This window comes from Pseudomonas sp. PS01300, from assembly GCF_029960155.1.
Taxonomy (GTDB): Bacteria; Pseudomonadota; Gammaproteobacteria; order Pseudomonadales; family Pseudomonadaceae; genus Aquipseudomonas; species Aquipseudomonas palmensis.
Genome location: NZ_JASCPN010000001.1, coordinates 224,513 through 244,167, shown reverse-complemented (window position 1 = coordinate 244,167; position 19,655 = coordinate 224,513). Strand labels below are relative to the sequence as shown.

19 protein-coding genes are annotated in these 19,655 nt (G+C 66.0%); 11 read left to right on the top strand and 8 right to left on the bottom strand.

The window, feature by feature from the left end:
* Positions 1-5 precede the first annotated feature (5 nt).
* Both QMX96_RS01195 and QMX96_RS01190 read right to left on the bottom strand, forming a co-directional pair.
* Complete coding sequence (locus QMX96_RS01195; protein WP_043863221.1) at positions 6-419, bottom strand: DUF4398 domain-containing protein; 414 nt, start codon at positions 417-419, stop codon at positions 6-8.
* Between the two features lie 373 nt (positions 420-792).
* Complete coding sequence (locus QMX96_RS01190; RefSeq protein WP_043863222.1) at positions 793-1,137, bottom strand: hypothetical protein; 345 nt, start codon at positions 1,135-1,137, stop codon at positions 793-795.
* Positions 1,138-1,281: 144 nt separating this feature from the next.
* Between QMX96_RS01190 and ppc the strand changes: the two genes are divergently transcribed.
* From ppc to QMX96_RS01155, 7 genes are all read left to right on the top strand, one after another.
* On the top strand, positions 1,282-3,909 hold the full coding sequence (gene ppc / locus QMX96_RS01185) for a phosphoenolpyruvate carboxylase (protein ID WP_282360636.1): 2,628 nt from the start codon (positions 1,282-1,284) through the stop codon (positions 3,907-3,909).
* Positions 3,910-4,176: 267 nt separating this feature from the next.
* Positions 4,177-4,827, top strand: a complete 651-nt coding sequence (gene adk, locus QMX96_RS01180) for an adenylate kinase (RefSeq protein WP_043863224.1) — start codon at positions 4,177-4,179, stop codon at positions 4,825-4,827.
* A gap of 88 nt (positions 4,828-4,915) precedes the next feature.
* Positions 4,916-5,590 (top strand): tRNA (adenosine(37)-N6)-threonylcarbamoyltransferase complex dimerization subunit type 1 TsaB, encoded by a 675-nt coding sequence (tsaB, locus tag QMX96_RS01175; RefSeq protein ID WP_043863225.1) that lies wholly within the window; start codon positions 4,916-4,918, stop codon positions 5,588-5,590.
* Positions 5,591-5,717: 127 nt separating this feature from the next.
* Positions 5,718-6,011 carry a hypothetical protein gene (locus QMX96_RS01170; protein ID WP_043863226.1) on the top strand — a complete coding sequence of 98 codons (294 nt, stop codon included), beginning with the start codon at positions 5,718-5,720 and terminating at the stop codon, positions 6,009-6,011.
* A gap of 3 nt (positions 6,012-6,014) precedes the next feature.
* Positions 6,015-6,878, top strand: coding sequence for a DUF72 domain-containing protein (locus QMX96_RS01165; protein ID WP_054915011.1), 864 nt, complete (start codon positions 6,015-6,017; stop codon positions 6,876-6,878).
* Between the two features lie 33 nt (positions 6,879-6,911).
* Positions 6,912-7,742: an isocitrate lyase/phosphoenolpyruvate mutase family protein gene (locus QMX96_RS01160; protein WP_043863228.1), complete on the top strand. Its 831-nt coding sequence runs from the start codon at positions 6,912-6,914 to the stop codon at positions 7,740-7,742.
* Between the two features lie 6 nt (positions 7,743-7,748).
* On the top strand, positions 7,749-8,438 hold the full coding sequence (locus tag QMX96_RS01155; RefSeq protein WP_058541477.1) for an extensin family protein: 690 nt from the start codon (positions 7,749-7,751) through the stop codon (positions 8,436-8,438).
* Here the strand turns inward: QMX96_RS01155 and QMX96_RS01150 are convergent.
* Entirely contained in the window at positions 8,435-9,055 is a 621-nt protein-coding gene (locus QMX96_RS01150) for an energy transducer TonB (protein ID WP_282360628.1), read from the bottom strand. The two genes, QMX96_RS01155 and QMX96_RS01150, sit on opposite strands and share 4 nt — an antisense overlap.
* A gap of 99 nt (positions 9,056-9,154) precedes the next feature.
* On the opposite strand from QMX96_RS01150, the gene QMX96_RS01145 reads away from it, so the two are divergent.
* A complete protein-coding gene (locus QMX96_RS01145) occupies positions 9,155-9,934 on the top strand; it encodes a class I SAM-dependent methyltransferase (protein ID WP_043863231.1) in 780 nt (259 codons plus the stop codon).
* On the opposite strand, the gene QMX96_RS01140 is transcribed toward QMX96_RS01145, so the two are convergent.
* Positions 9,935-10,570 carry a TetR/AcrR family transcriptional regulator gene (locus QMX96_RS01140; RefSeq protein WP_043863232.1) on the bottom strand — a complete coding sequence of 212 codons (636 nt, stop codon included), beginning with the start codon at positions 10,568-10,570 and terminating at the stop codon, positions 9,935-9,937.
* 280 nt (positions 10,571-10,850) lie between these two features.
* On the opposite strand from QMX96_RS01140, the gene QMX96_RS01135 reads away from it, so the two are divergent.
* Together QMX96_RS01135 and QMX96_RS01130 are read left to right on the top strand one after the other, a co-directional pair.
* Positions 10,851-11,951, top strand: coding sequence for an efflux RND transporter periplasmic adaptor subunit (locus tag QMX96_RS01135; protein ID WP_043863233.1), 1,101 nt, complete (start codon positions 10,851-10,853; stop codon positions 11,949-11,951).
* 6 nt (positions 11,952-11,957) lie between these two features.
* Positions 11,958-15,023, top strand: coding sequence for an efflux RND transporter permease subunit (locus tag QMX96_RS01130; protein WP_043863234.1), 3,066 nt, complete (start codon positions 11,958-11,960; stop codon positions 15,021-15,023).
* 78 nt (positions 15,024-15,101) lie between these two features.
* On the opposite strand, the gene QMX96_RS01125 is transcribed toward QMX96_RS01130, so the two are convergent.
* From QMX96_RS01125 to plsB, 3 genes are read right to left on the bottom strand one after another with little or no spacing between them, the layout of a single operon-like run.
* Entirely contained in the window at positions 15,102-15,791 is a 690-nt protein-coding gene (locus tag QMX96_RS01125; protein ID WP_043863235.1) for a DUF4197 domain-containing protein, read from the bottom strand.
* A gap of 32 nt (positions 15,792-15,823) precedes the next feature.
* Positions 15,824-16,222 (bottom strand): YbaY family lipoprotein, encoded by a 399-nt coding sequence (locus tag QMX96_RS01120; RefSeq protein WP_043863236.1) that lies wholly within the window; start codon positions 16,220-16,222, stop codon positions 15,824-15,826.
* A gap of 13 nt (positions 16,223-16,235) precedes the next feature.
* Complete coding sequence (gene plsB, locus QMX96_RS01115; RefSeq protein WP_282360621.1) at positions 16,236-18,731, bottom strand: glycerol-3-phosphate 1-O-acyltransferase PlsB; 2,496 nt, start codon at positions 18,729-18,731, stop codon at positions 16,236-16,238.
* A gap of 222 nt (positions 18,732-18,953) precedes the next feature.
* On the opposite strand from plsB, the gene QMX96_RS01110 reads away from it, so the two are divergent.
* Positions 18,954-19,163: a cold-shock protein gene (locus QMX96_RS01110; RefSeq protein WP_038996759.1), complete on the top strand. Its 210-nt coding sequence runs from the start codon at positions 18,954-18,956 to the stop codon at positions 19,161-19,163.
* A 108-nt stretch (positions 19,164-19,271) separates the two neighbouring features.
* Here QMX96_RS01110 and QMX96_RS01105 read toward each other — a convergent pair whose 3' ends face one another.
* On the bottom strand, positions 19,272-19,649 hold the full coding sequence (locus QMX96_RS01105) for a hypothetical protein (protein ID WP_043863238.1): 378 nt from the start codon (positions 19,647-19,649) through the stop codon (positions 19,272-19,274).
* Between the last annotated feature and the right edge of the window lie 6 nt (positions 19,650-19,655).

Below are 19,655 nucleotides of genomic sequence, written 5' to 3'. Positions count from 1 at the left end.
GCGGCTTACTGCACGCTGCGCATGCCTTCCTCACGCAGGTCCTGCACGCCCTGGTTGGCGTCCTGCACCGCTTTTTCGGCCTTGGCCGCCTGGGCTTTGCGCTCGGCGACGCGAGCGTCCCATTCGGCCTGTTCGGCCAGGCGCTTGGCCTCGTCGTACTTCTTGTCATGCATGGCGATTTCAGCTTGTTTGAGCTTGTCCTGAGCCGCCTTCATTTCCACCGCCGCGAACTCGGTACCGCCCGCGCTGACGGCGGAGTTCACCGCTGACTGCGTTACGGCGTACTGCTCGGTTGGCGGATTGCCTGCGCAGCCGGCCAGAACCAGGCTGCTGCCCAATGCCAGCGCAGCCAGCTTGAGCCCGCGCAGTTGGGTGAAGGAGGTTTTTTCGGTGCGGGTCTTCATGGTGGTCAACTCCATTGGATCACTCCTGATGAACAACGAATTCCGTAACAATCCATCGGCATGGCCCGTCAGCCTGGGGAACACGATATGCCCGTAGCTTAGGGGTTTTGCCGTAATGGCTATTGGCTGTGACCGAAGCGTTTTTTGAATAGTTCAGAAAAAAGTCTCGCCTTATCGTGTTTTTATCTGACTGATCGGTCAGTAGGTTTTCGGGGGAACTTTGCAGCGCGTGCGTAGTACGCGTGCCTGTATGGGTATAGACGGAGTTTGTGGTTCGGGCCATCAAAGGGCCTTGAATGCGGGGTTCTCGAGGCGGCTGCACGGCCCATCGCAGAGGCCTGCGGGCTGTGGCGCTCCACAGCGCAGCCCGCAGTCGGCCAGCGGATCACTAGTGCGCCGGCCCGTCCTTGCGCTCACTCATGTCGCGCAGGTAACGGCGTGACAACGCCAGAAACCGAGGGGTGGGGCCGACGTCTTCGTAGAGCGGATTGTCTTCCTCGTCGGTGGCGATCACCTGCTGGCCCTTCACATACGGAAAGCTCGCCTCAAGCTCCTCCAGCGCCGCGCCGAGCAACTCGCCCAGCAACTCTTCGGGCCGGCGCTTGGGGTACATTTCGCTCAGCGCCGCCAGGCGCGCCGCCGCTTCGACGTCCAGGTGCAGGACGTGGCCGGTGGCGCTCAACGGGCCCTTGGCGCTGTGTTCCCAATGCTCGGCTAAATCACGGATCTTCATGGTGGCCTCCCACAGGTGGATGTGTTCGTTAGAGCATCGCCACCGCACATAGTTTGGTTGCATCGCCCACCCGGCTTGAAAGCCCAACCTCGACGGGGCACTCTGGACCCAGAGCTGTTTTCCCAGGATGCGGAGGCAAGGCTGATGACCGATATCGATGTGCGCTTGCGAGAAGATGTTCACCTGTTGGGCGAGTTGTTGGGCGACACCGTGCGCGAGCAGTACGGCGAAGCCTTTCTGCAAAAGATCGAAGACATACGTCGCAGCGCCAAGGCCGACCGCAGCGGCAGTGCCGAGCAGCTGAGTTCGACCCTGAACGACCTTGCCGAAGACGAACTGCTGCCGGTGGCGCGGGCCTTCAACCAGTTCCTCAACCTGGCCAACATCGCCGAGCAGTACCAGCTGATTCGCCGTCGTGATGCCGACCAGCCCGCGCCGTTCGAGTCGCGCGTGCTGCCCGAGCTGCTGGCCCGGCTCAAGGCCGCCGGGCACAGCGACGACGCCCTGGCTCGCCAGCTGGGCAAGCTCAGCATCGAGCTGGTGCTGACCGCCCACCCGACCGAAGTCGCGCGCCGTACGCTGATCCAGAAGTACGACGCCATCGCCGCGCAACTGGCCGCCCAGGACCACCGCGACCTGACCCCCGCCGAACGCGACCAGGTGCGCCAGCGTCTGCAACGGCTGATCGCCGAGGCCTGGCACACCGAAGAGATCCGCCGTACCCGGCCGACCCCGGTGGACGAAGCCAAATGGGGCTTCGCGGTGATCGAGCACTCGCTCTGGCACGCCATCCCGCATCACCTGCGCAAGGCCGACAAGGCGCTGCACGAGGCCACCGGCCTGCGCCTGCCGCTGGAGGCTGCGCCGATCCGCTTCGCCTCGTGGATGGGCGGCGACCGTGACGGCAACCCCAATGTCACCGCCAAGGTCACCCGCGAAGTATTGCTGCTGGCGCGCTGGATGGCCGCCGACCTGTTTTTGCGCGACATCGATTCGTTGGCCGCCGAACTTTCGATGCAGCAGGCCAGCGAGGCGTTGCGTGCCAAGGTCGGTGATTCGGCCGAGCCTTACCGCACCCTGCTCAAGCAACTGCGTGATCGCCTGCGGGTGACGCGGGCCTGGGCCCAGAGCTCGCTGGCCAGCCCGCAGCCGGCCCCCGCCGAGGTGCTGCACGACAACCGCGACCTGTTCGAGCCGCTGCTGCTGTGCTTCGAATCGCTGCACGCGTGCGGCATGGGCGTGATCGCCGATGGCCCGCTGCTCGACTGCCTGCGCAGGGCCGTTACCTTCGGGCTGTTTCTGGTGCGCCTGGACGTGCGCCAGGACGCCGCCCGGCACGCCGACGCACTCAGCGAGATCACCGAGTACCTGGGCCTGGGGCGCTACGCCGACTGGGATGAAGACGCGCGTATCCGTTTCCTGCAGCAGGAGCTGAGCAACCGCCGGCCGCTGCTGCCTGGCGACTTCAAGCCCCAGGCCGATACCGCCGAGGTGCTCGCCACCTGCCGCGAGGTGGCCGCCGCACCTGCCGCTTCGCTGGGCTCCTACGTGATCTCGATGGCCGGCGCCGCTTCCGACGTGCTGGCCGTGCAACTGCTGCTCAAGGAAGCCGGCGTGCGCCGGCCGATGCGCGTGGTGCCGCTGTTCGAAACCCTGGCCGACCTGGACAACGCCGGCCCGGTGATGGAACGCCTGCTCGGCCTGCCGGGCTATCGCGCCAGCCTGCACGGGCCGCAGGAGGTGATGATCGGCTATTCCGATTCGGCCAAGGATGCCGGCACCACCGCGGCGGCCTGGGCGCAGTATCGTGCCCAGGAAACCCTGGTGCGCATCTGCCGTGAAGAACAGGTCGAACTGCTGCTGTTCCACGGTCGCGGCGGCACCGTGGGGCGTGGTGGCGGCCCGGCGCATGCGGCGATCCTGTCGCAGCCGCCGGGCTCGGTGGCGGGGCGCTTCCGTACCACCGAGCAGGGCGAGATGATCCGCTTCAAGTTCGGCCTGCCGGACATCGCCGAGCAGAACCTCAACCTGTACCTGGCTGCGGTGCTGGAGGCGACCCTGCTGCCGCCACCGCCGCCGCAACCGGCCTGGCGCGAACTGATGGACCAGCTGGCTGCCGATGGCGTGAAGGCCTACCGTGGCGTGGTGCGCGACAACCCCGAGTTCGTCGAGTACTTCCGTCAGTCCACCCCGGAACAGGAACTCGGCCGCCTGCCACTGGGCAGTCGCCCGGCCAAGCGGCGCGCGGGCGGCATCGAGAGCCTGCGGGCGATCCCGTGGATCTTCGGCTGGACCCAGACGCGCCTGATGCTGCCCGCCTGGCTGGGCTGGGAGGCGGCGCTGAACAATGCGCTGGCCCGTGGCCAGGGCGAACTGCTGGCCGAGATGCGCGAACGGTGGCCGTTCTTCCGCACCCGCATCGACATGCTCGAGATGGTGCTGGCCAAGGCCGACGCCGACATCGCGCGCTTCTACGACGAACGTCTGGTGCAACCGCAACTGCGACCTTTGGGTGCCCATCTGCGCGACCTATTGTCGCAGGCGTGCCAGGTGGTGCTGGGCCTCACGGGGCAGCCGGTGCTACTGGCGCACAGCCCAGACACCCTGGAATTCATCCGCCTGCGCAACACCTATCTGGACCCGCTGCATCTATTGCAGGCCGAGCTGCTGGCACGCTCGCGCGCACGCGAAGCCGCTCTGGACAGCCCCTTGGAACAGGCGCTGCTGGTGACTGTGGCGGGTATTGCGGCAGGTCTGCGCAACACCGGTTGAGGGCGGGGCAGGGGTGGCGCGCCAGTGCCTGGCGCGCGCCCCGAGCACCCGGGCGAAGCGGTTTCGCCCCCGGTTGCGCCGGGCGCAACCCGGGCACGAACGGGCCTCACGCAGTATTTTTTTCCGACTTTCGACCGCTTGTGTGGTCCGGGTGCGCTGTGTATCTTGAGCAGCCTTTTGACCGATTTGCGGTCATCACCCGATTCTTGGGATTGGCCCTGAGTGGCGAATCCATTGATTTGCTTATAAAAAATTGAGGAGCACAAGATGCGCGTAATTCTGCTGGGAGCTCCCGGGGCCGGTAAAGGTACTCAGGCAAAGTTCATCACCGAGAAGTTCGGTATTCCCCAGATTTCCACCGGCGACATGCTGCGTGCCGCGGTCAAGGCCGGCACCCCGCTGGGTCTGGAAGCCAAGGCGATCATGGACGCCGGCAAGCTGGTGTCCGACGAGCTGATCATCAACCTGGTCAAGGACCGCATCGCTCAGGCCGACTGCGCCAAGGGTTTCCTGTTCGACGGTTTCCCGCGCACCATTCCCCAGGCTGAAGCCCTGGTGAGCGCCGGCGTCGAGCTGGATGCCGTGGTCGAGATCGCCGTTGCCGACGAAGAGATCGTCCAGCGTATCGCCGGCCGCCGCGTGCACGAAGGTTCGGGTCGCGTGTACCACGTGGTCTACAACCCGCCGAAGGTTGAAGGCAAGGACGACGAGACCGGCGAGCCGCTGATCCAGCGCAAGGACGACACCGAAGAAACCGTGCGTCATCGCCTGTCGGTCTACCACGAGCAGACCAAGCCGCTGGTGGACTTCTACCAGAAGCTGTCGGCTGCCAACGGTGGCAAGCCCAAGTACAGCCACATCGAAGGCGTGGGCTCGGTCGATGCCATCACCGCCAAGGTGCTGGCCGCTCTGAGCTGATCACCGCTCGGATGTGCACACAACGGCCCGCTTGCGGGCCGTTGTTGTTTATAATGCCGTTCTTTTTTCTTGCCCCCTGGAACCCTCGATGACCACCTTGCTGGCCCTGGATACCGCCACTGAAGCCTGCTCCGTTGCCCTGCTGCATGACGGCAAGGTGCTCAGCCACTATGAGGTGATCCCGCGCCTGCACGCGCAGAAGCTGCTGCCGATGATCCAGACGATGCTGGCCGAAGCGGGCATCGCCCTGTCGGCCGTCGATGCGATTGCCTTCGGCCGCGGCCCCGGCGCCTTTACCGGGGTGAGGATCGCCATCGGCGTGGTGCAGGGCCTGGCGTTCGCCCTCGAGCGTCCGGTGCTGCCGGTGTCCAACCTGGCGCTACTGGCCCAGCGCGCGTTGCGCGAGCACGGCGCCGAGCAGGTGGCGGCGGCGATCGATGCGCGCATGGACGAGGTGTACTGGGGCTGCTACCAGCAGCAGGCCGGCGAAATGCGCCTGCTGGGCAGCGAGGCGGTGCTGGCGCCCGAACAGGTCAGCCTGCCGCCGGGCGCGGCCGGCGACTGGTTCGGTGCCGGTACCGGCTGGGGCTACGCCGAGCGCCTGCCGGTGGCCGTCAGTGGCCAGGACGCCGGCATGCTGCCCCACGCCCTCGACCTGCTGACCCTGGCGCGGTTCGCCTGGGACCGGGGCGAAGGTATTGCGCCCGATCTCGCCCAACCGGTGTACCTGCGCGACAAGGTGGCCACGCCCAAGGCGCGGTAAACCGCTGGTCGTCTATCGCCGTTGCGCATAAACCTTTTGCTCGATATGTGGTCCAGTTATCAGTCGGGCATTTGCGAAGTCTCTCAGGTGCCGCTAAATTGCCATCATTGCTCCTGAGTAATCGTTCATGCGTGTCGACGGCTTCTCTTCCCAGTCCTATCCGATCAAGCGCCCGCTGCGCAAGCCGCCGGTGCGCGAAGAGGACGTGGACGAAGACCTGCCGGGCGAGTTCGAGGCGCAGCCGTCGCCATCAGGTGCTGCAGGCGGCGCCAGCCGCAGCGGCCTGCCGGTGCGCCAGCAGGACATGATCTTCCCGCGGGCGCGCAACAAGCGCACCGCCCAGGCCCTGGCCAGCTACCTGACCACTGCCGGCTTCGTGGACTGGGAGATGGAAGTGCTGGGGTTGGACCTGTACATTTGAGGCATGACGCCTTTACCTTACTTTCTCGGTTGCCCGTCCTGGAGTGAAAACGCCTGGCGCGAGTACCTGTACCCCGCCGAGGCCAGACCCAGCGACTTTCTCGGCCTCTACTGCCAGGTGTTCAATGCGGTGGAGGGCAACACCACCTTTTATGCGCGCCCCGCGCCAGCCACCCTCGAACGCTGGGCGCAGATCATGCCCGCGCACTTTCGCTTCACCGCCAAGTTCCCCGGCGACATCAGTCATGCAGACGACCTGCGTCAGCAATGCGTGGCCGCGCAAACCTTCATCAACCTGCTCAAGCCGCTAGGCGCCCGTGTGGCGCCCTACTGGTTGCAGCTGCCTGCCAGCTTCGGTCCGGCACGCCTGGGCGAGCTGGTGGCGTTCATCGACGAGGTGGACGTGCCGCTGGCGGTGGAGGTGCGCAACAAGGCCTTCTTCGCCAAGGGTGAGGAGGAACGTCTGCTCAATCGGCTGTTGCTCGATCGCGGCGTCGAACGCATCTGCCTGGACCCGCGTGCCCTGTTCAGTTGCACCTCGCGCGATCCGGGCGTGCTGCATGCCCAGTCCAAGAAACCGCGGGTGCCGCCACGCCCTGCCGCCTTCAGCCAGAGCCCGCAGGTGCGCTTCATCGGCCACCCGGAACTGGCGGCCAACGAGCCGTTTCTGCTGCCGTGGCTGGACAAGGTCGCGGCCTGGATCGAGGAGGGGCGCACCCCGTACGTTTTCCTGCATACTGCCGACAACCGCCTGGCAGCCGCGCTGGCGCAGCGTTTTCATCAGGGCCTGATGGAGCGCCTGCCCGGCTTGCCGGCCTTGCCTGAACTGCACAGGGCGCCCGCAGCCGAGCAGCTTGGCCTGCTCTGACCGCCCCGTACCGCCTGCTCTGGAGTCGTGATCATGGATGTGCAAACCCTGCGTGCCGAAGCCTTCAAGGCGCTGCATGAACGTGATGGCGCCTTTGTCATCCCCAACCCCTGGGATGCAGGCTCGGCCAAGCTGCTGGCCAGCCTCGGCTTCGAGGCGCTGGCCACCACCAGCGCCGGCCTGGCGTTCTCGCTGGGGCGCCCCGATGCCGAAGGCGCCATGAGCCTGGAGGAAACCCTGGGCAACGCGCGCAGCATCGTCGATGCCACCGCCCTGCCGGTGGCTGCAGACCTCGAGAACGGCTTCAGCGATACACCCAAGGGCTGCGCCGAGGCCATCCTGCAGGCCGCCGCTGTGGGCCTTGTAGGCGGCTCCATCGAGGATGCCAGCGGCAACCCGCAAGAGCCGATCTATGGCTTTCATCAGGCAGTGGAGCGCGTCGAGGCAGCCGTTGCGGCGGCGCGCAGCCTGGAGTTCCCGTTCACCCTGTGTGCCCGCGCCGAAAACCTGCTGCACGGGCGCCTGGACCTGGACGACACCATCAAGCGCCTGCAGGCCTTTGCCGAGGCCGGTGCCGATGTGCTGTACGCGCCGGGCTTGCGCAGCGCCGAGGAGATTCGCCAGGTGGTGCAGGCCGTGGCGCCCAGGCCGGTCAACGTGCTGATGGGGCTGAGCGGGGTGGACCTGAGCGTAAGCGACCTGCAGGCGCTCGGGGTCAAGCGCATCAGCGTCGGCTCGTCGCTGGCGCGTGCGGCCTACGGCGCGTTCTTCCACGCCGCCGAACGGATCCAGCAGCAGGGCCGCTTCGACTATGCCGAACAGGCGCTGCCGTTCGACCAGCTCAACCAGTTGTTCAGGCGCTGATCGTCCATGCGGGGAGTGGGCATTTTCCTGGTGATAGCGATGGCGGCGGGGCTGGTGGCCTGGCAACAGGGCTGGCGCCTGCCGGCTGCCTGGAACCCGTGGGCGGTGCTGGACGTCAAGGCGCCCCCGAACCTGCTGACCCCCTACAAGCTGAGCCGCCTGCAGGATGACCCCAGGCTTTGCGAACAGGCCCTGGCCACCTCGACGCTGCGCTACAGCAAGCAGGCCGACAGCGCGCCAGATGTGGCCTGCCCGCTGCACAACGTGGTGCGGGTGCAGGGCTCGGGCGTGCGCCTGAGCAGCAGTTTTCTGGCCAGTTGCCCAGTCGCGGTAGCCTTCGCGCTGTTCGAGCGCCACGGCCTGCAACCGGCCGCGCAGCGTGCATTCGGCCAGGCGGTGGTGCAGGTCGATCACCTGGGCAGTTTTGCCTGTCGCAATGTGTACGGGCGCAAGGAAGGGCGGCGCAGCCAGCATGCCAGCGCCAATGCGCTCGACATCGCCGGGTTCAGGCTGGCCGATGGGCAGCGCATCGAGGTGCTGCGCGACTGGCCGGGTGAGGGGGTGAAGGCGAAGTTTCTACGCGAGGTGCAGGCTGGCGGCTGCGACAGTTTCAACACGGTGCTGGGGCCTGACTACAACGCTGCCCACCGCAACCACTTCCACCTGGATATGGGCTTCTGGCAGATCTGCCGTTAGGCGGCGATGCGCACGTTGTTCAGTACCACCGGACGGGCCCAGCTGAAGTCGAACTCCAGGTCCGACTGCTGCTTGAGCAGCGTGGCCTGGTCGAACGGCTCCGGCGCCGGGTCGAGCAGGCTGGCTTCCAGCTCCGCGATCGGCAGGTGCAGCGGGTAGGGCTGCGGCGCCGGGCCTGGCTGCGGCAGCGGATGACCCTGGCTCATCACCACCGGGCGCACCCAGTTGTTGCTGATGTCCAGCTGGCGCTGCTGCTCCACCAGTTCCAGCGCGCTGAATGGCGGCGCAGGCTTGTCCAGCAGGTCCAGTTCGAATTCGGCAATCGGCAGGAACAGCGGCTCGGGCGGGGCGACGATGGTGTCGTGCACGTCGCACAGGCGCTGGCTGTGGATCTGCGCCAGGGTCTGGCTGCCGGCAATCGGTTCGCCGGTGACGGTGTCGACCTCGGGGACCGCCAGCTGACCTTCCTGCGCACCTTCACCCTGCTGCTCTGCCAACGCCTGGGCAAAGAAGTCCTGCCACAGGTGGCTGACGCCGCCGAGGGTCTGGGTGTTGTGCCGGGCAAAGTCGCCGACGGGCGACAAATAACCGGAAGGGAGCTGAAGAATGTCTGACATGGCAGTCGAAGGCTGTCCGGGTCTGGCAAAATAGCGATTACTGCGGTTATCGGCACAGGCCGGCAATCATTTAATTTTTTTGTGTGGGGAAGGTGAGCGGTGGAGCAACTGGCGGACGGCGGTATCCGGGTCGAGGCGTTGGCTGCCGAGTATCAGGCACAGGCCGAGCACTGGGCGGTGCGCCTGGGCTTGCCGCTGCAGGATGCGTCGGCGGCCTTTGCCGTGCAGGTGGGTGAGACCGGCCTGCAGATCCAGCAGTTGGGCCCGCAGGCACCGGGCCCGGTGCGGGTGGATTTCGTCGAGGGCGCGGCGGCCCATCGTCGGGTGTTCGGCGGGGGCAGCGGGCAGATGATCGCCAAGGCGGTCGGCATCGCCCAGGGCGTGCGCCCACGGGTGCTGGATGCCACGGCAGGGCTGGGCAAGGACGCCTTCGTGCTGGCCAGCCTGGGCTGCCAGATGCAGCTGATCGAGCGCCAGCCGCTGGTGGCGGCGCTGCTCGAGGATGGCCTGGCGCGTGCGGCAGCGGATGCCGAGGTGGGCCCCATCGTGGCCCGCATGCAGCTGCTGGCAGGCAACTCCATCGAGCGCATGCGCGACTGGCAGGGCGAACCGCCGCAGGTGATCTACCTCGATCCGATGTTCCCGCACCGCGACAAGAGCGCCCTGGTGAAAAAGGAGATGCGCGTGTTCCGCCCGCTGGTGGGCGATGACCTGGATGCCCCGGCACTGCTGGAGGCCGCCCTGGCCCTGGCCAGCCACCGGGTGGTGGTCAAGCGCCCGCGCAAGGCGCCGATCATCGACGGGCCCAAGCCCAGCCATAGCCTGGAAGGCAAGTCGAGCCGCTACGACATCTACCCCAAGAAAGCCCTCAAGCCCTGACTAGGGGCGGTAGGCCCGCAAAAACACCGCCACCACGTCCTGCACATGTGCCTCGGCAGCCTCGGCGTCCAGCGCCGGGGAGTAGCCGAGCAGCAGGCGATAGTTCGGCGCCCCCTTGAGCAGGCAGAAGAAGTGCTCGGCCGCCCTGGCCGGCTGCTCGATACGCAGCAGGCCATGCTGGTCGACGCGCTGCAGCAGTGCTTCCATCTCGCGCAGCACGCGCAACGGGCCGGCTTCGAAGAAGATCTGGCTGAGCTTGGGGTCCTGGGTGCCCAGGGCCATGATCAGGCGGCTGAGCTTGACCGATTGATCGCTGTTGATCAGCGCCTGGAAGCCGCGCCCGATGTTCAGCAGGACCTGCTCCACCGACGTGCCTTCGGTCAGTTCGAAGAACAGTTCGGGCAACTGGGCCGTGCAGGTGGCCACGATCGCCGAGGAGAACAGTGTCTCCTTGTCGTTGAAGTGGCTGTAGACCGTCAGTTTCGAAACCCCTGCCGCATTCGCGACCGCATCCATGCTGGTGTTGGCGTAACCGTGGGTGAGAAACAGGGCTTTGGCCGCCTCGAGGATGGCCTGGCGCTTGGCGAGGTCCTTGGGCCGGCCGGGGCCGTTGGGGGCGCTGGTTTCGTTTGGCATGAATGACACGTACAGGTTCGTTAAGGGGTACAGGGTACACCGTGGTCGCCACCGGGGGGCTGCAATCTGCGCTTTGAACGCCTATCAGCGCCAGTGATGGCGGGTGGAGGTGGCTTTTTCGGCTCCACGGAGGGCCCGAGCGGCAGGTCCAGGTGTCAGTTCGATGCGTGCGACGACCCTGAAATTTCTGTCCGACAATCGCTTCCCGGCGCCGTTGCGCTGATTTACTATACCCGCCGGTATAAATATTAGATGCGCTACTCACGGAAGGTTCTCGATCATGTTGCGCCATGCCTTGCCCCTTGCATTCCCGCTTACCCTTGCCTTGCTGCTGAGCGGCTGCGGGCAGGAGAGTCCCCCGCCAAGCACCCTGCGCCCGGCCATGGTGGTGCAGCCGCAGCTGTCCACGGCGGCGGTCGACAGCTACCCCGGCGAAGTGCGCGCCCGGCTCGAGCCGGAGTTGGCGTTTCGTATTCCCGGCAAGGTCAGCAAGCGCCTGGTGGAGGAGGGCCAGCGGGTCAAGGCCGACCAGCCATTGGCCGAGCTCGACCCGCAGGACGTGCGCCTGCAGCTGGAGGCCAGCCGCGCGCAGATGGCAGCGGCCCAGGCCAACCTGAGCCTGGTCAAGGCCGAGCGCGACCGCTACCAGACCCTGCTGGAACGCCAGATGGTCAGCCGCTCGCAGTTCGACAACGCCGAAAACCTGTACCGCGCAGGCCTGGCGCGAGCCAACCAGGTGCGCGCCGAATTCGATGTGGCCGGCAACCAGGCCGGCTATTCGGTGCTGCGCGCGCCACAGGACGGGGTGGTGGCCAAGCGTCAGGTCGAGGTGGGCCAGGTGGTGGCTGCCGGGCAGACCGTGTTCACCCTGGCCGCCGATGGCGAGCGCGAGGTGCTGATCAGCCTGCCGGAGCAGAACTTCGGGCGCTTCAAGGTCGGCCAGCCGGTGTCGGTGGAGCTGTGGTCGCAACCGGATACGCGCTTCGAGGGTCGCATCCGCGAGCTGTCGCCGGCCGCCGACCCGCGGTCACGTACCTTCGCTGCGCGCATCGCGTTCGCGGCCGGCAAGGTGCCCGCAGAACTGGGGCAGAGCGCACGGGTGTTCATCCAGCACGCCGAGCAGGTGCCGCTGGCGGTGCCGCTGTCGGCCCTGAGCGCCGAGAACGGCCAGACCTACGTGTGGCGGGTGGAGCCTGACAATACGCTCAAGCGCACCGTGGTGCGGGTTGGCGCCTACGGCCAGGCCAGCGTGCCGGTGCTCGAAGGCCTCAAGCCCACCGATTGGGTGGTGGCGGCTGGCGGTCATGTGCTGCACGAGGGGCAGCAGATACGACCGGTGGACCGGTCCAATCGCGTGGTGAATCTGGCGGCCAAGGAGTAAGTCCCGATGGGTTTCAACCTTTCCGCCTGGGCGCTGCGCAATCGCCAGATCGTGCTGTTCCTGATGGTGCTGCTGGCCCTGGTCGGCACGCTTTCGTATACCAAGCTGGGCCAGAGCGAAGACCCGCCGTTCACCTTCAAGGCCATGGTGATCAAGACCAACTGGCCGGGGGCGAGCGCCGAGGAAGTCTCGCGCCAGGTCACCGAACGCATCGAGAAGAAGCTGATGGAGACGGGCGAGTACGAGAAGATCGTCTCGTTCTCGCGCCCTGGTGAGTCCCAGGTCACTTTCATGGCCCGCGACTCGATGCATTCCAAGGATGTTCCCGAGCTGTGGTACCAGATCCGCAAGAAGGTCGCGGACATTCGCCACACCTTGCCGCCGGGTATCCAGGGGCCGTTCTTCAACGACGAGTTCGGCACCACCTTCGGCAATATCTATGCACTGACCGGTGAAGGCTTCGACTACGCGGTGCTCAAGGACTACGCCGACCGCGTGCAGATCCAGCTGCAACGGGTAAAGGATGTGGGCAAGGTCGAGCTGCTCGGCCTGCAGGACGAGAAGATCTGGATCGAGCTGTCGAACCTCAAGCTGGCGACCCTGGGCCTGCCGCTTGAAGCGGTGCAGCAGGCGCTGGAGGAACAGAATGCGGTGACCACCGCAGGCTTTTTCGAAACTCCCAGCGAGCGCCTGCAACTGCGCGTGAGCGGGCGTTTCGAGACGGTGGAGCAGATCGAGCAGTTCCCCATTCGGGTGGGCGAGCGCACCTTCCGTATCAGCGATGTGGCCGATGTGCGCCGCGGTTTCAACGATCCGCCCGCGCCACGCATGCGCTTCATGGGCGAAGACGCCATCGGCCTGGCGGTATCGATGAAGGCCGGTGGTGACATCCTGGTGCTGGGCAAGGCCCTTGAGGTCGAGTTTGCCCGTATCTCGGCCAATCTGCCGGCCGGCATGCAGCTGCGCAAGGTGTCCGACCAGCCGGCCGCCGTGAAAACCGGCGTAGGCGAGTTCGTGCAGGTGCTGGTGGAAGCACTGGCCATCGTGCTGCTGGTGAGCTTCTTCTCGCTGGGCATGCGCACCGGCCTGGTGGTGGCGCTGGCGATTCCGCTGGTGCTGGCGATGACGTTTGCCGCGATGTATTACCTCGGGATCGGCCTGCACAAGATTTCCCTGGGGGCGCTGGTGCTGGCGCTGGGGCTGTTGGTGGATGACGCGATCATTGCGGTGGAGATGATGGCGATCAAGATGGAGCAGGGCTTCGATCGCTTCAAGGCCGCCAGCTACGCCTGGACCAGCACCGCCTTCCCGATGCTCACCGGCACCCTGATCACCGCGGCGGGCTTTCTGCCGATTGCCACGGCGCAGTCGGGCACGGGCGAGTACACCCGCTCGATCTTCCAGGTGGTGACCATTGCCCTGATTGCCTCGTGGATCGCCGCCGTGGTGTTCGTGCCGTACCTGGGCGAGCGGCTGCTGCCAGACCTGGCCAAGCTGCACGCGGCCAAGCACGGCACCACCGATGGCGCCACCGACCCCTATGGCACGCCGTTCTACCAGCGTGTACGGCGGCTGGTGGGCTGGTGCGTGGCGCACCGCAAGACGGTGATCGTGGCGACCCTGGGCCTGTTCGTGCTCAGCGTGCTGTCGTTTCGCTTCGTGCCCCAGCAGTTCTTCCCGGCCTCCGGACGGCTGGAGCTGATGGTCGACCTGAAGCTGGCCGAGGGCGCCTCGCTGAGCAACACCGCCGAGCAGGTCACGCGCCTGGAGGCCCTGCTCAAGGAGCGCGCCGGCATCGACAACTATGTGGCCTACGTGGGCACCGGCTCGCCGCGCTTCTACCTGCCCCTGGACCAGCAGTTGCCGGCAACCAGCTTCGCCCAGTTCGTGGTGCTGGCCAAGACCATCGAGGAGCGCGAGGCGCTGCGCAGCTGGCTGATCGAGACCCTGAACGAGCAGTTCCCGGACCTGCGTTCGCGGGTCACGCGCCTGGAAAACGGCCCGCCCGTGGGCTACCCGGTGCAGTTCCGGGTCACCGGCGAGCACATCGAGGAAGTGCGTGCACTGGCGCGCAAGGTGGCGGCCCGGGTGCGCGAGAACCCGCATGTGGTGAACGTGCACCTGGACTGGGAAGAGCCGAGCAAGGTGATCTACCTGAGTATCGACCAGGACCGTGCCCGGGCCCTGGGGATCAGCACCGCGCACCTGGCCAAGTTCCTGCAAAGCTCGCTGACCGGTTCGTCGGTCAGCCAGTTCCGCGAAGACAACGAGCTGATCGAGATCCTGCTGCGCGGCACGCGCCAGGAACGCACCGAGCTGACCAACCTGTCGAGCCTGGCGGTGCCCACCGAGAATGGGCGCAGCGTTGCGCTGTCGCAGGTGGCGACGCTGGAGTACGGCTTCGAGGAAGGCATCATCTGGCACCGTAATCGCCTGCCGACGGTGACGGTACGTGCCGACATCTATGGCAAGGAGCAGCCGGCGACCCTGGTCAAGCAGATACTGCCGACCCTGGAGCCGGTGCGTGCCGAGCTGCCGGATGGCTACCTGCTGGAAGTGGGCGGTACGGTGGAGGATTCGACCCGCGGGCAGAACTCGGTGAATGCCGGGGTGCCACTGTTCATCGTGGTGGTGTTGAGCTTGCTGATGGTGCAGTTGCGCAGCTTCTCGCGCACGGTGATGGTGTTCCTCACCGCGCCATTGGGGCTGATCGGGGTGGTGCTGTTCCTGATGGTGTTCCGCCAGCCGTTCGGCTTCGTGGCGATGCTGGGCACCATTGCGCTGTCGGGGATGATCATGCGCAACTCGGTGATTCTGGTGGACCAGATCGAGCAGGACATCGCGGCCGGGCTGGACCGTTGGCAGGCGATCATCGAGGCCACGGTGCGGCGCTTCCGGCCGATCGTGCTGACCGCGCTGGCGGCGGTGCTGGCGATGATTCCGTTGTCGCGCAGCGTGTTCTTCGGGCCGATGGCGGTGGCGATCATGGGCGGGCTGATCGTGGCCACGGCGTTGACGCTGCTGTTCCTGCCGGCGCTGTATGCGGCGTGGTTCAAGGTGCGCAAGCCCTGAGAAGGCGTTCGCCGGCAAGGCCGGCTCCTACGGGGGCACTGCGCATCCTGTAGGAGCCGGCCTTGCCGGCGAAGGGCCCTAGAGGGCGCCGAAGACCTTCTTGGCCAGGCTGGTAGCCGCGGCCGCCGGGTTCTGGCGGATCGTCGCTTCCTGCTTGCCGATCATCTCGAACAGGCCATCCAGCGCCTGCTCGGTCACATAACCCTCGACGTTGGCGTTCTTGCTGTCCAGCAGGCCCAGCGACGAGGCCTGCCCGGCAAAGCTGTTGTACTGCTTGGCCAGGCCGACCTGGTCGGTGGCCTGCTTGACGATGGGCAGGAACTTGGCACGGATCTGCTCGCGGCTGGTCTTGTTCAGGTACTGGGTGGCCGAATCGTTGCCACCGCTGAGAATACCCTTGGCGTCGGCCACGCTCATCTTCTTGACCGCATCCACCAGCAACGCCTGGGCCTGCGGTACTGCCGCCTCGGCCGCCTTGTTCATGCTGGCCTCGAGCTGGTCGACCTCGGCGCCCATGCCGAATTTCTTCATGGCCTTGGCAGCCTTGCCCAGGTTGCCCGGCAGCTCGATGCGCACGTCCGGGTTGTTGCTGAAGCCGCCTGGGGTGCCCAGTTGCTTGACGGCAATCTGCGCGCCTTGGGTCAGGGCATCCTTGAGGCCGCCGGTGGCGTCCTTCTGCGACAGGTCGCCGAGTGACAGGGCCAGCGCACTGGCCGACAACAGCAGGCCGGCACACAGGCCGGTAAAGGTAAGAGCAGGGCGGAACATGGCAGCATCCTTATCCAAAGGCAAAAAGGGGATCAGCGAACGGCGTCGACCTTGATTCGTACAGGCTGGGCGTCGCTACCGTCCAGCTGCACGCCGTGGTGTTCGGTGTTGATGAACAGCAGCTTGCCGTCCAGCTCGATGCGCGCGCTCACGGCATAGCGGTGGCCCGGCTTGACCTGTGCCGGGTCGTAGCTCAGGTGAAACGGCAGGGGCACCTGGCCTTTTACCGGGCCGCTCTGGTTGGCCAGGGTGACGGCTGGCGCATCGGCCAGCGACACGTCCTGCAGGCTGACGCTCAGGGTGGCTGCCGGTGGCAGGGCGATGCGCTGCAGGTAGAACACCTCGCCGTCCAGGCTGGCCTTGGAGGGTGACGGGGTGCTGCTGCAGGCGGCCAGCAGGCTGCCCAGCACAGCCAGGGTCAATTTCTTCATCGTGTACTCCTGTTCAGACTTGTTGCTCGGTGTGTTCGGTGGTTTCGTCGCTGCGCTGCAAGGCCACCTGGCGGATCGACAGGCGCACCTCGGCCGACAGCACGCGCTTGGCGGCGCCTTCGGCCAGCTCGCTGAGTTTTTCATGGTAGCCGAGCTTGCCCGCCGCATCCGGGCGCAGCACGCCCTGTTCGATCTGGGTCTGGATGAAGTGGCGGAACAGGCTCTTGTCGAAGAATTCCGGGGCGTTCAGGCCATGCAGGATCGACAGGCGCTGGGCCATGACCACGCACAGGTCTTCCAGCTCTTCGGCGCTGAGGGTGTGCTGGCCGCTGTTGAGCAGCAGCGCGGTGGCCATGTAGAAGCGCTGCAGGGTCTGGGCGATGGCCCGCGCCAGCAGGGTCAGCAGCACGAACTGGCGCGAACTCGGGGCCGGGCGCAGGTACACGCCGTTCTCGAAACGCAGCAGGCCCTGTTCGACGAATGCCTCCAGCCACTGGTCGATCACCCCGTCGAGCTCCTGGGCATCCCAGCGGATGAACAGCTCCGACTGCAGATACGGGTACAGCGCGTGGGTGTAGCGGCCGATCAGTTCGCGGCTGATGCGCGAGCTGCTCTGGAAGAAGCTTGCCAGCAGCGCCGGCAGGGCGAAGATGTGCAGTACGTTGTTGCGGTAGTAGGTCATCAGTACCGCGTTGTTTTCATCCAGGTACAGGATGCGCCCCAGCGCGTCCTGCTGCTCGGCCAGCAGGTCCATGCCGCGCACGTGGCCGATCAGCGCCAGGCCGTCGCCTTCGGGCAGGGTGGTATGGGCCGAGTAGGGCACCTGGCGCAGCAGCGCCAGGTACAGGTCCAGTACCCGCGCCAGGGCGCGTTCGTCCAGGGCCAGGCGGCTGGTGGACAGCAGCGCCAGGGCCACCAGGTTGACCGGGTTGATCGCGGCGGCCTCGTTCAGGTGCTGCGCGACCTTCTCGCCCAGGCGCGAGGTGGTTTCGTTGAGCCAGGCCGGTCGGAACTGCGGGCTGTGGTCCTGTTCGCGCCAGCCCGGTTGCTGCTGGTCGAGGAAGCTGGCCAGGCGGATCGGCTCGCCGAAGTTCACGGCCACCTGGCCGAAGCGCTGCTTGAGCGCGCCGATGACCTTGAAGATGTCGAAGATCGATTCCTTCTTCTTGCTCGCCCCGCGCAGCTCGCCCAGGTAGGTGCGGCCTTCGAGCACGCGCTCGTAGCCGATGTACACCGGCACGAACACGATCGGGGTGCGCGAGGAACGCAGAAAACTGCGCAGGGTGATCGCCAGCATGCCGGTCTTGGGCTGCAGCATGCGCCCGGTGCGCGAGCGCCCGCCCTCGACGAAGTACTCCACCGGGAAGCCCTTGGTGAACAGGGTGTGCAGGTACTCGTTGAACACCGCGGTGTACAGCGGGTTGCCCTTGAAGGTGCGGCGCATGAAGAACGCACCTCCGCGGCGCAGCAGGCTGCCGATCACCGGCATGTTGAGGTTGATGCCGGCGGCGATGTGCGGCGGCGTCAGGCCGTTGCGAAAGAGCAGGTACGACAGCAGCAGGTAGTCGATGTGGCTGCGGTGGCAGGGCACGTAGATCACCTCGTGCCCCGGCGCGATGCCTTGCACCTGTTCGATATGGTTGACCTTGATGCCGTCGTAGATCTTGTTCCAGAACCAGCTCAGCACCACTTCGAGGAAGCGGATGGCGGTGTAGGTGTAGTCCGAGGCGATCTCGTTGCCATAGCGCAGGGCCTGGGCCTCGGCCTTGGCCAGCGGGATGTTCTCGCGCTGGGCCTCGTCGCTGATGGCCTGGCGTACCAGCGGATCGTGGATCAGGCCCTTGACCAGGTTGCGCCGGTGCGAGATGTCGGGGCCGATGACGGCGGTCTTGAGGTTGCGAAAATGCACCCGCAGCAGGCGCTGGGCCATGCGCACGGTGCGTTCGTGGCCCTTGTTGTGCTCGACCAGCTCACGCAGATGGATCGGCGCGGAAAACTGCACGCGGGTCTTGCGCCCCAGGATCAGCACGGTAAGCAACCGGCGCAGGCGCCCGGTGACGGCCCAGCTGTCGGCGAACAGCAGCTTCCACGGGCTCGATTCGCTGGCCGGCGACTGGCCCCAGAACACGCTGACCGGAATGATCTGCGCGTCCTGTTCGGCGTGCTGGCTGACCAGGTTGACCAGGCGCGTCAGCGTCGGCGGTGCGCCGCGCTTGTCGTGGCGGCCCAGCCAGTCGGGCTCGGGGGTCAGGTAGAAGAACGCCGCCGGCTCCATCACCGGGCCTACCGCCACGGGCAGCACCGGGCGCGGAAGCCCGGCTTTGGTGCATTCGCGGTCGAGCACGGCCAGATCGGTGAGCGCGGGTGATTGCAGCACGTAGAACACCGGACGGCTGCGGTCCAGGTTCAGCGAGAAGGATGACTGGTTGATGGTTTCGGAGCGCACCCACAGGTACAGCAGTCGGCGCAGGGCGCCGAAGATCAGGCGGCGCAAGGGGGAACGGGTCATTCGGTAGGTGCCCTGGGTAATGGGATTCGAGCAGATGCTCAGTAGGTTAGTGTGCCGTATCCGCGCAAGTTCAGCAAAAAGCGCCCCGGTCATGAAAATTGTTGAATGGCTGCGTTATAGTCGGTCCGCCACTTGCAGGACAAATCCGCAAGCGGCGTAGGTGGGGCCTGGTGAGGCCCTGCCGACAAGGCGATTCCAAAATAAAAATCCGGAGTAGTTCAGATGTCGTCTCGTGAGACTGGAAGTGTGAAGTGGTTCAATGACGCCAAGGGATATGGCTTCATTCAGCGTGAGGGCGGTGCGGATGTGTTCGTGCATTACCGCGCGATCCGCGGTGAAGGGCATCGCACCCTGCTGGAAGGGCAACAGGTCGAGTACAACCTGACCCAGGGCCAGAAAGGCCTGCAGGCCGAAGACGTAGTGGGGCTGTAAAGCGGCAGGCGCCAGCCTTGCTGGCGATGGGCTGCGCAGCAGCCCCTTGGCCCGGCGATGCCGGGCTTCGCCAGCAAGGCTGGCGCCTAAGCAAAGCCGGTCAACGGCTCAACTGGTACGCCAGGTGATCTCTTCCTCGCCATCGGCGCTGATGCGGATCCAGCGGTCGGCGTCTTCTTCACCTTCCTCTTCCACCCAGCTACCCGGCGCGCAGCGCACTTCGACATTGAGTGCGGCGAATGCGGCGCGGGCGCAGGCGATGTCGTCCTCCCACGGGGTCTGGTCGCTTTCCAGGTACAGGCTGTTCCATTTGCCCACAGCCTTGGGCAGCCAGGTAACAGGTACGTTACCGGCCTTGCACTTGTAGGTCTGGCCCTTCTGCTGCCAGTCGCTGCACGGGCCGAGGGCCTGGCCCAGCCAGGCGGCGATCTGCTTGTGATCGACGTCGGCGTCCTTCAGGTAAATCTCGATATCGGGTTGGCGCATGGGGCT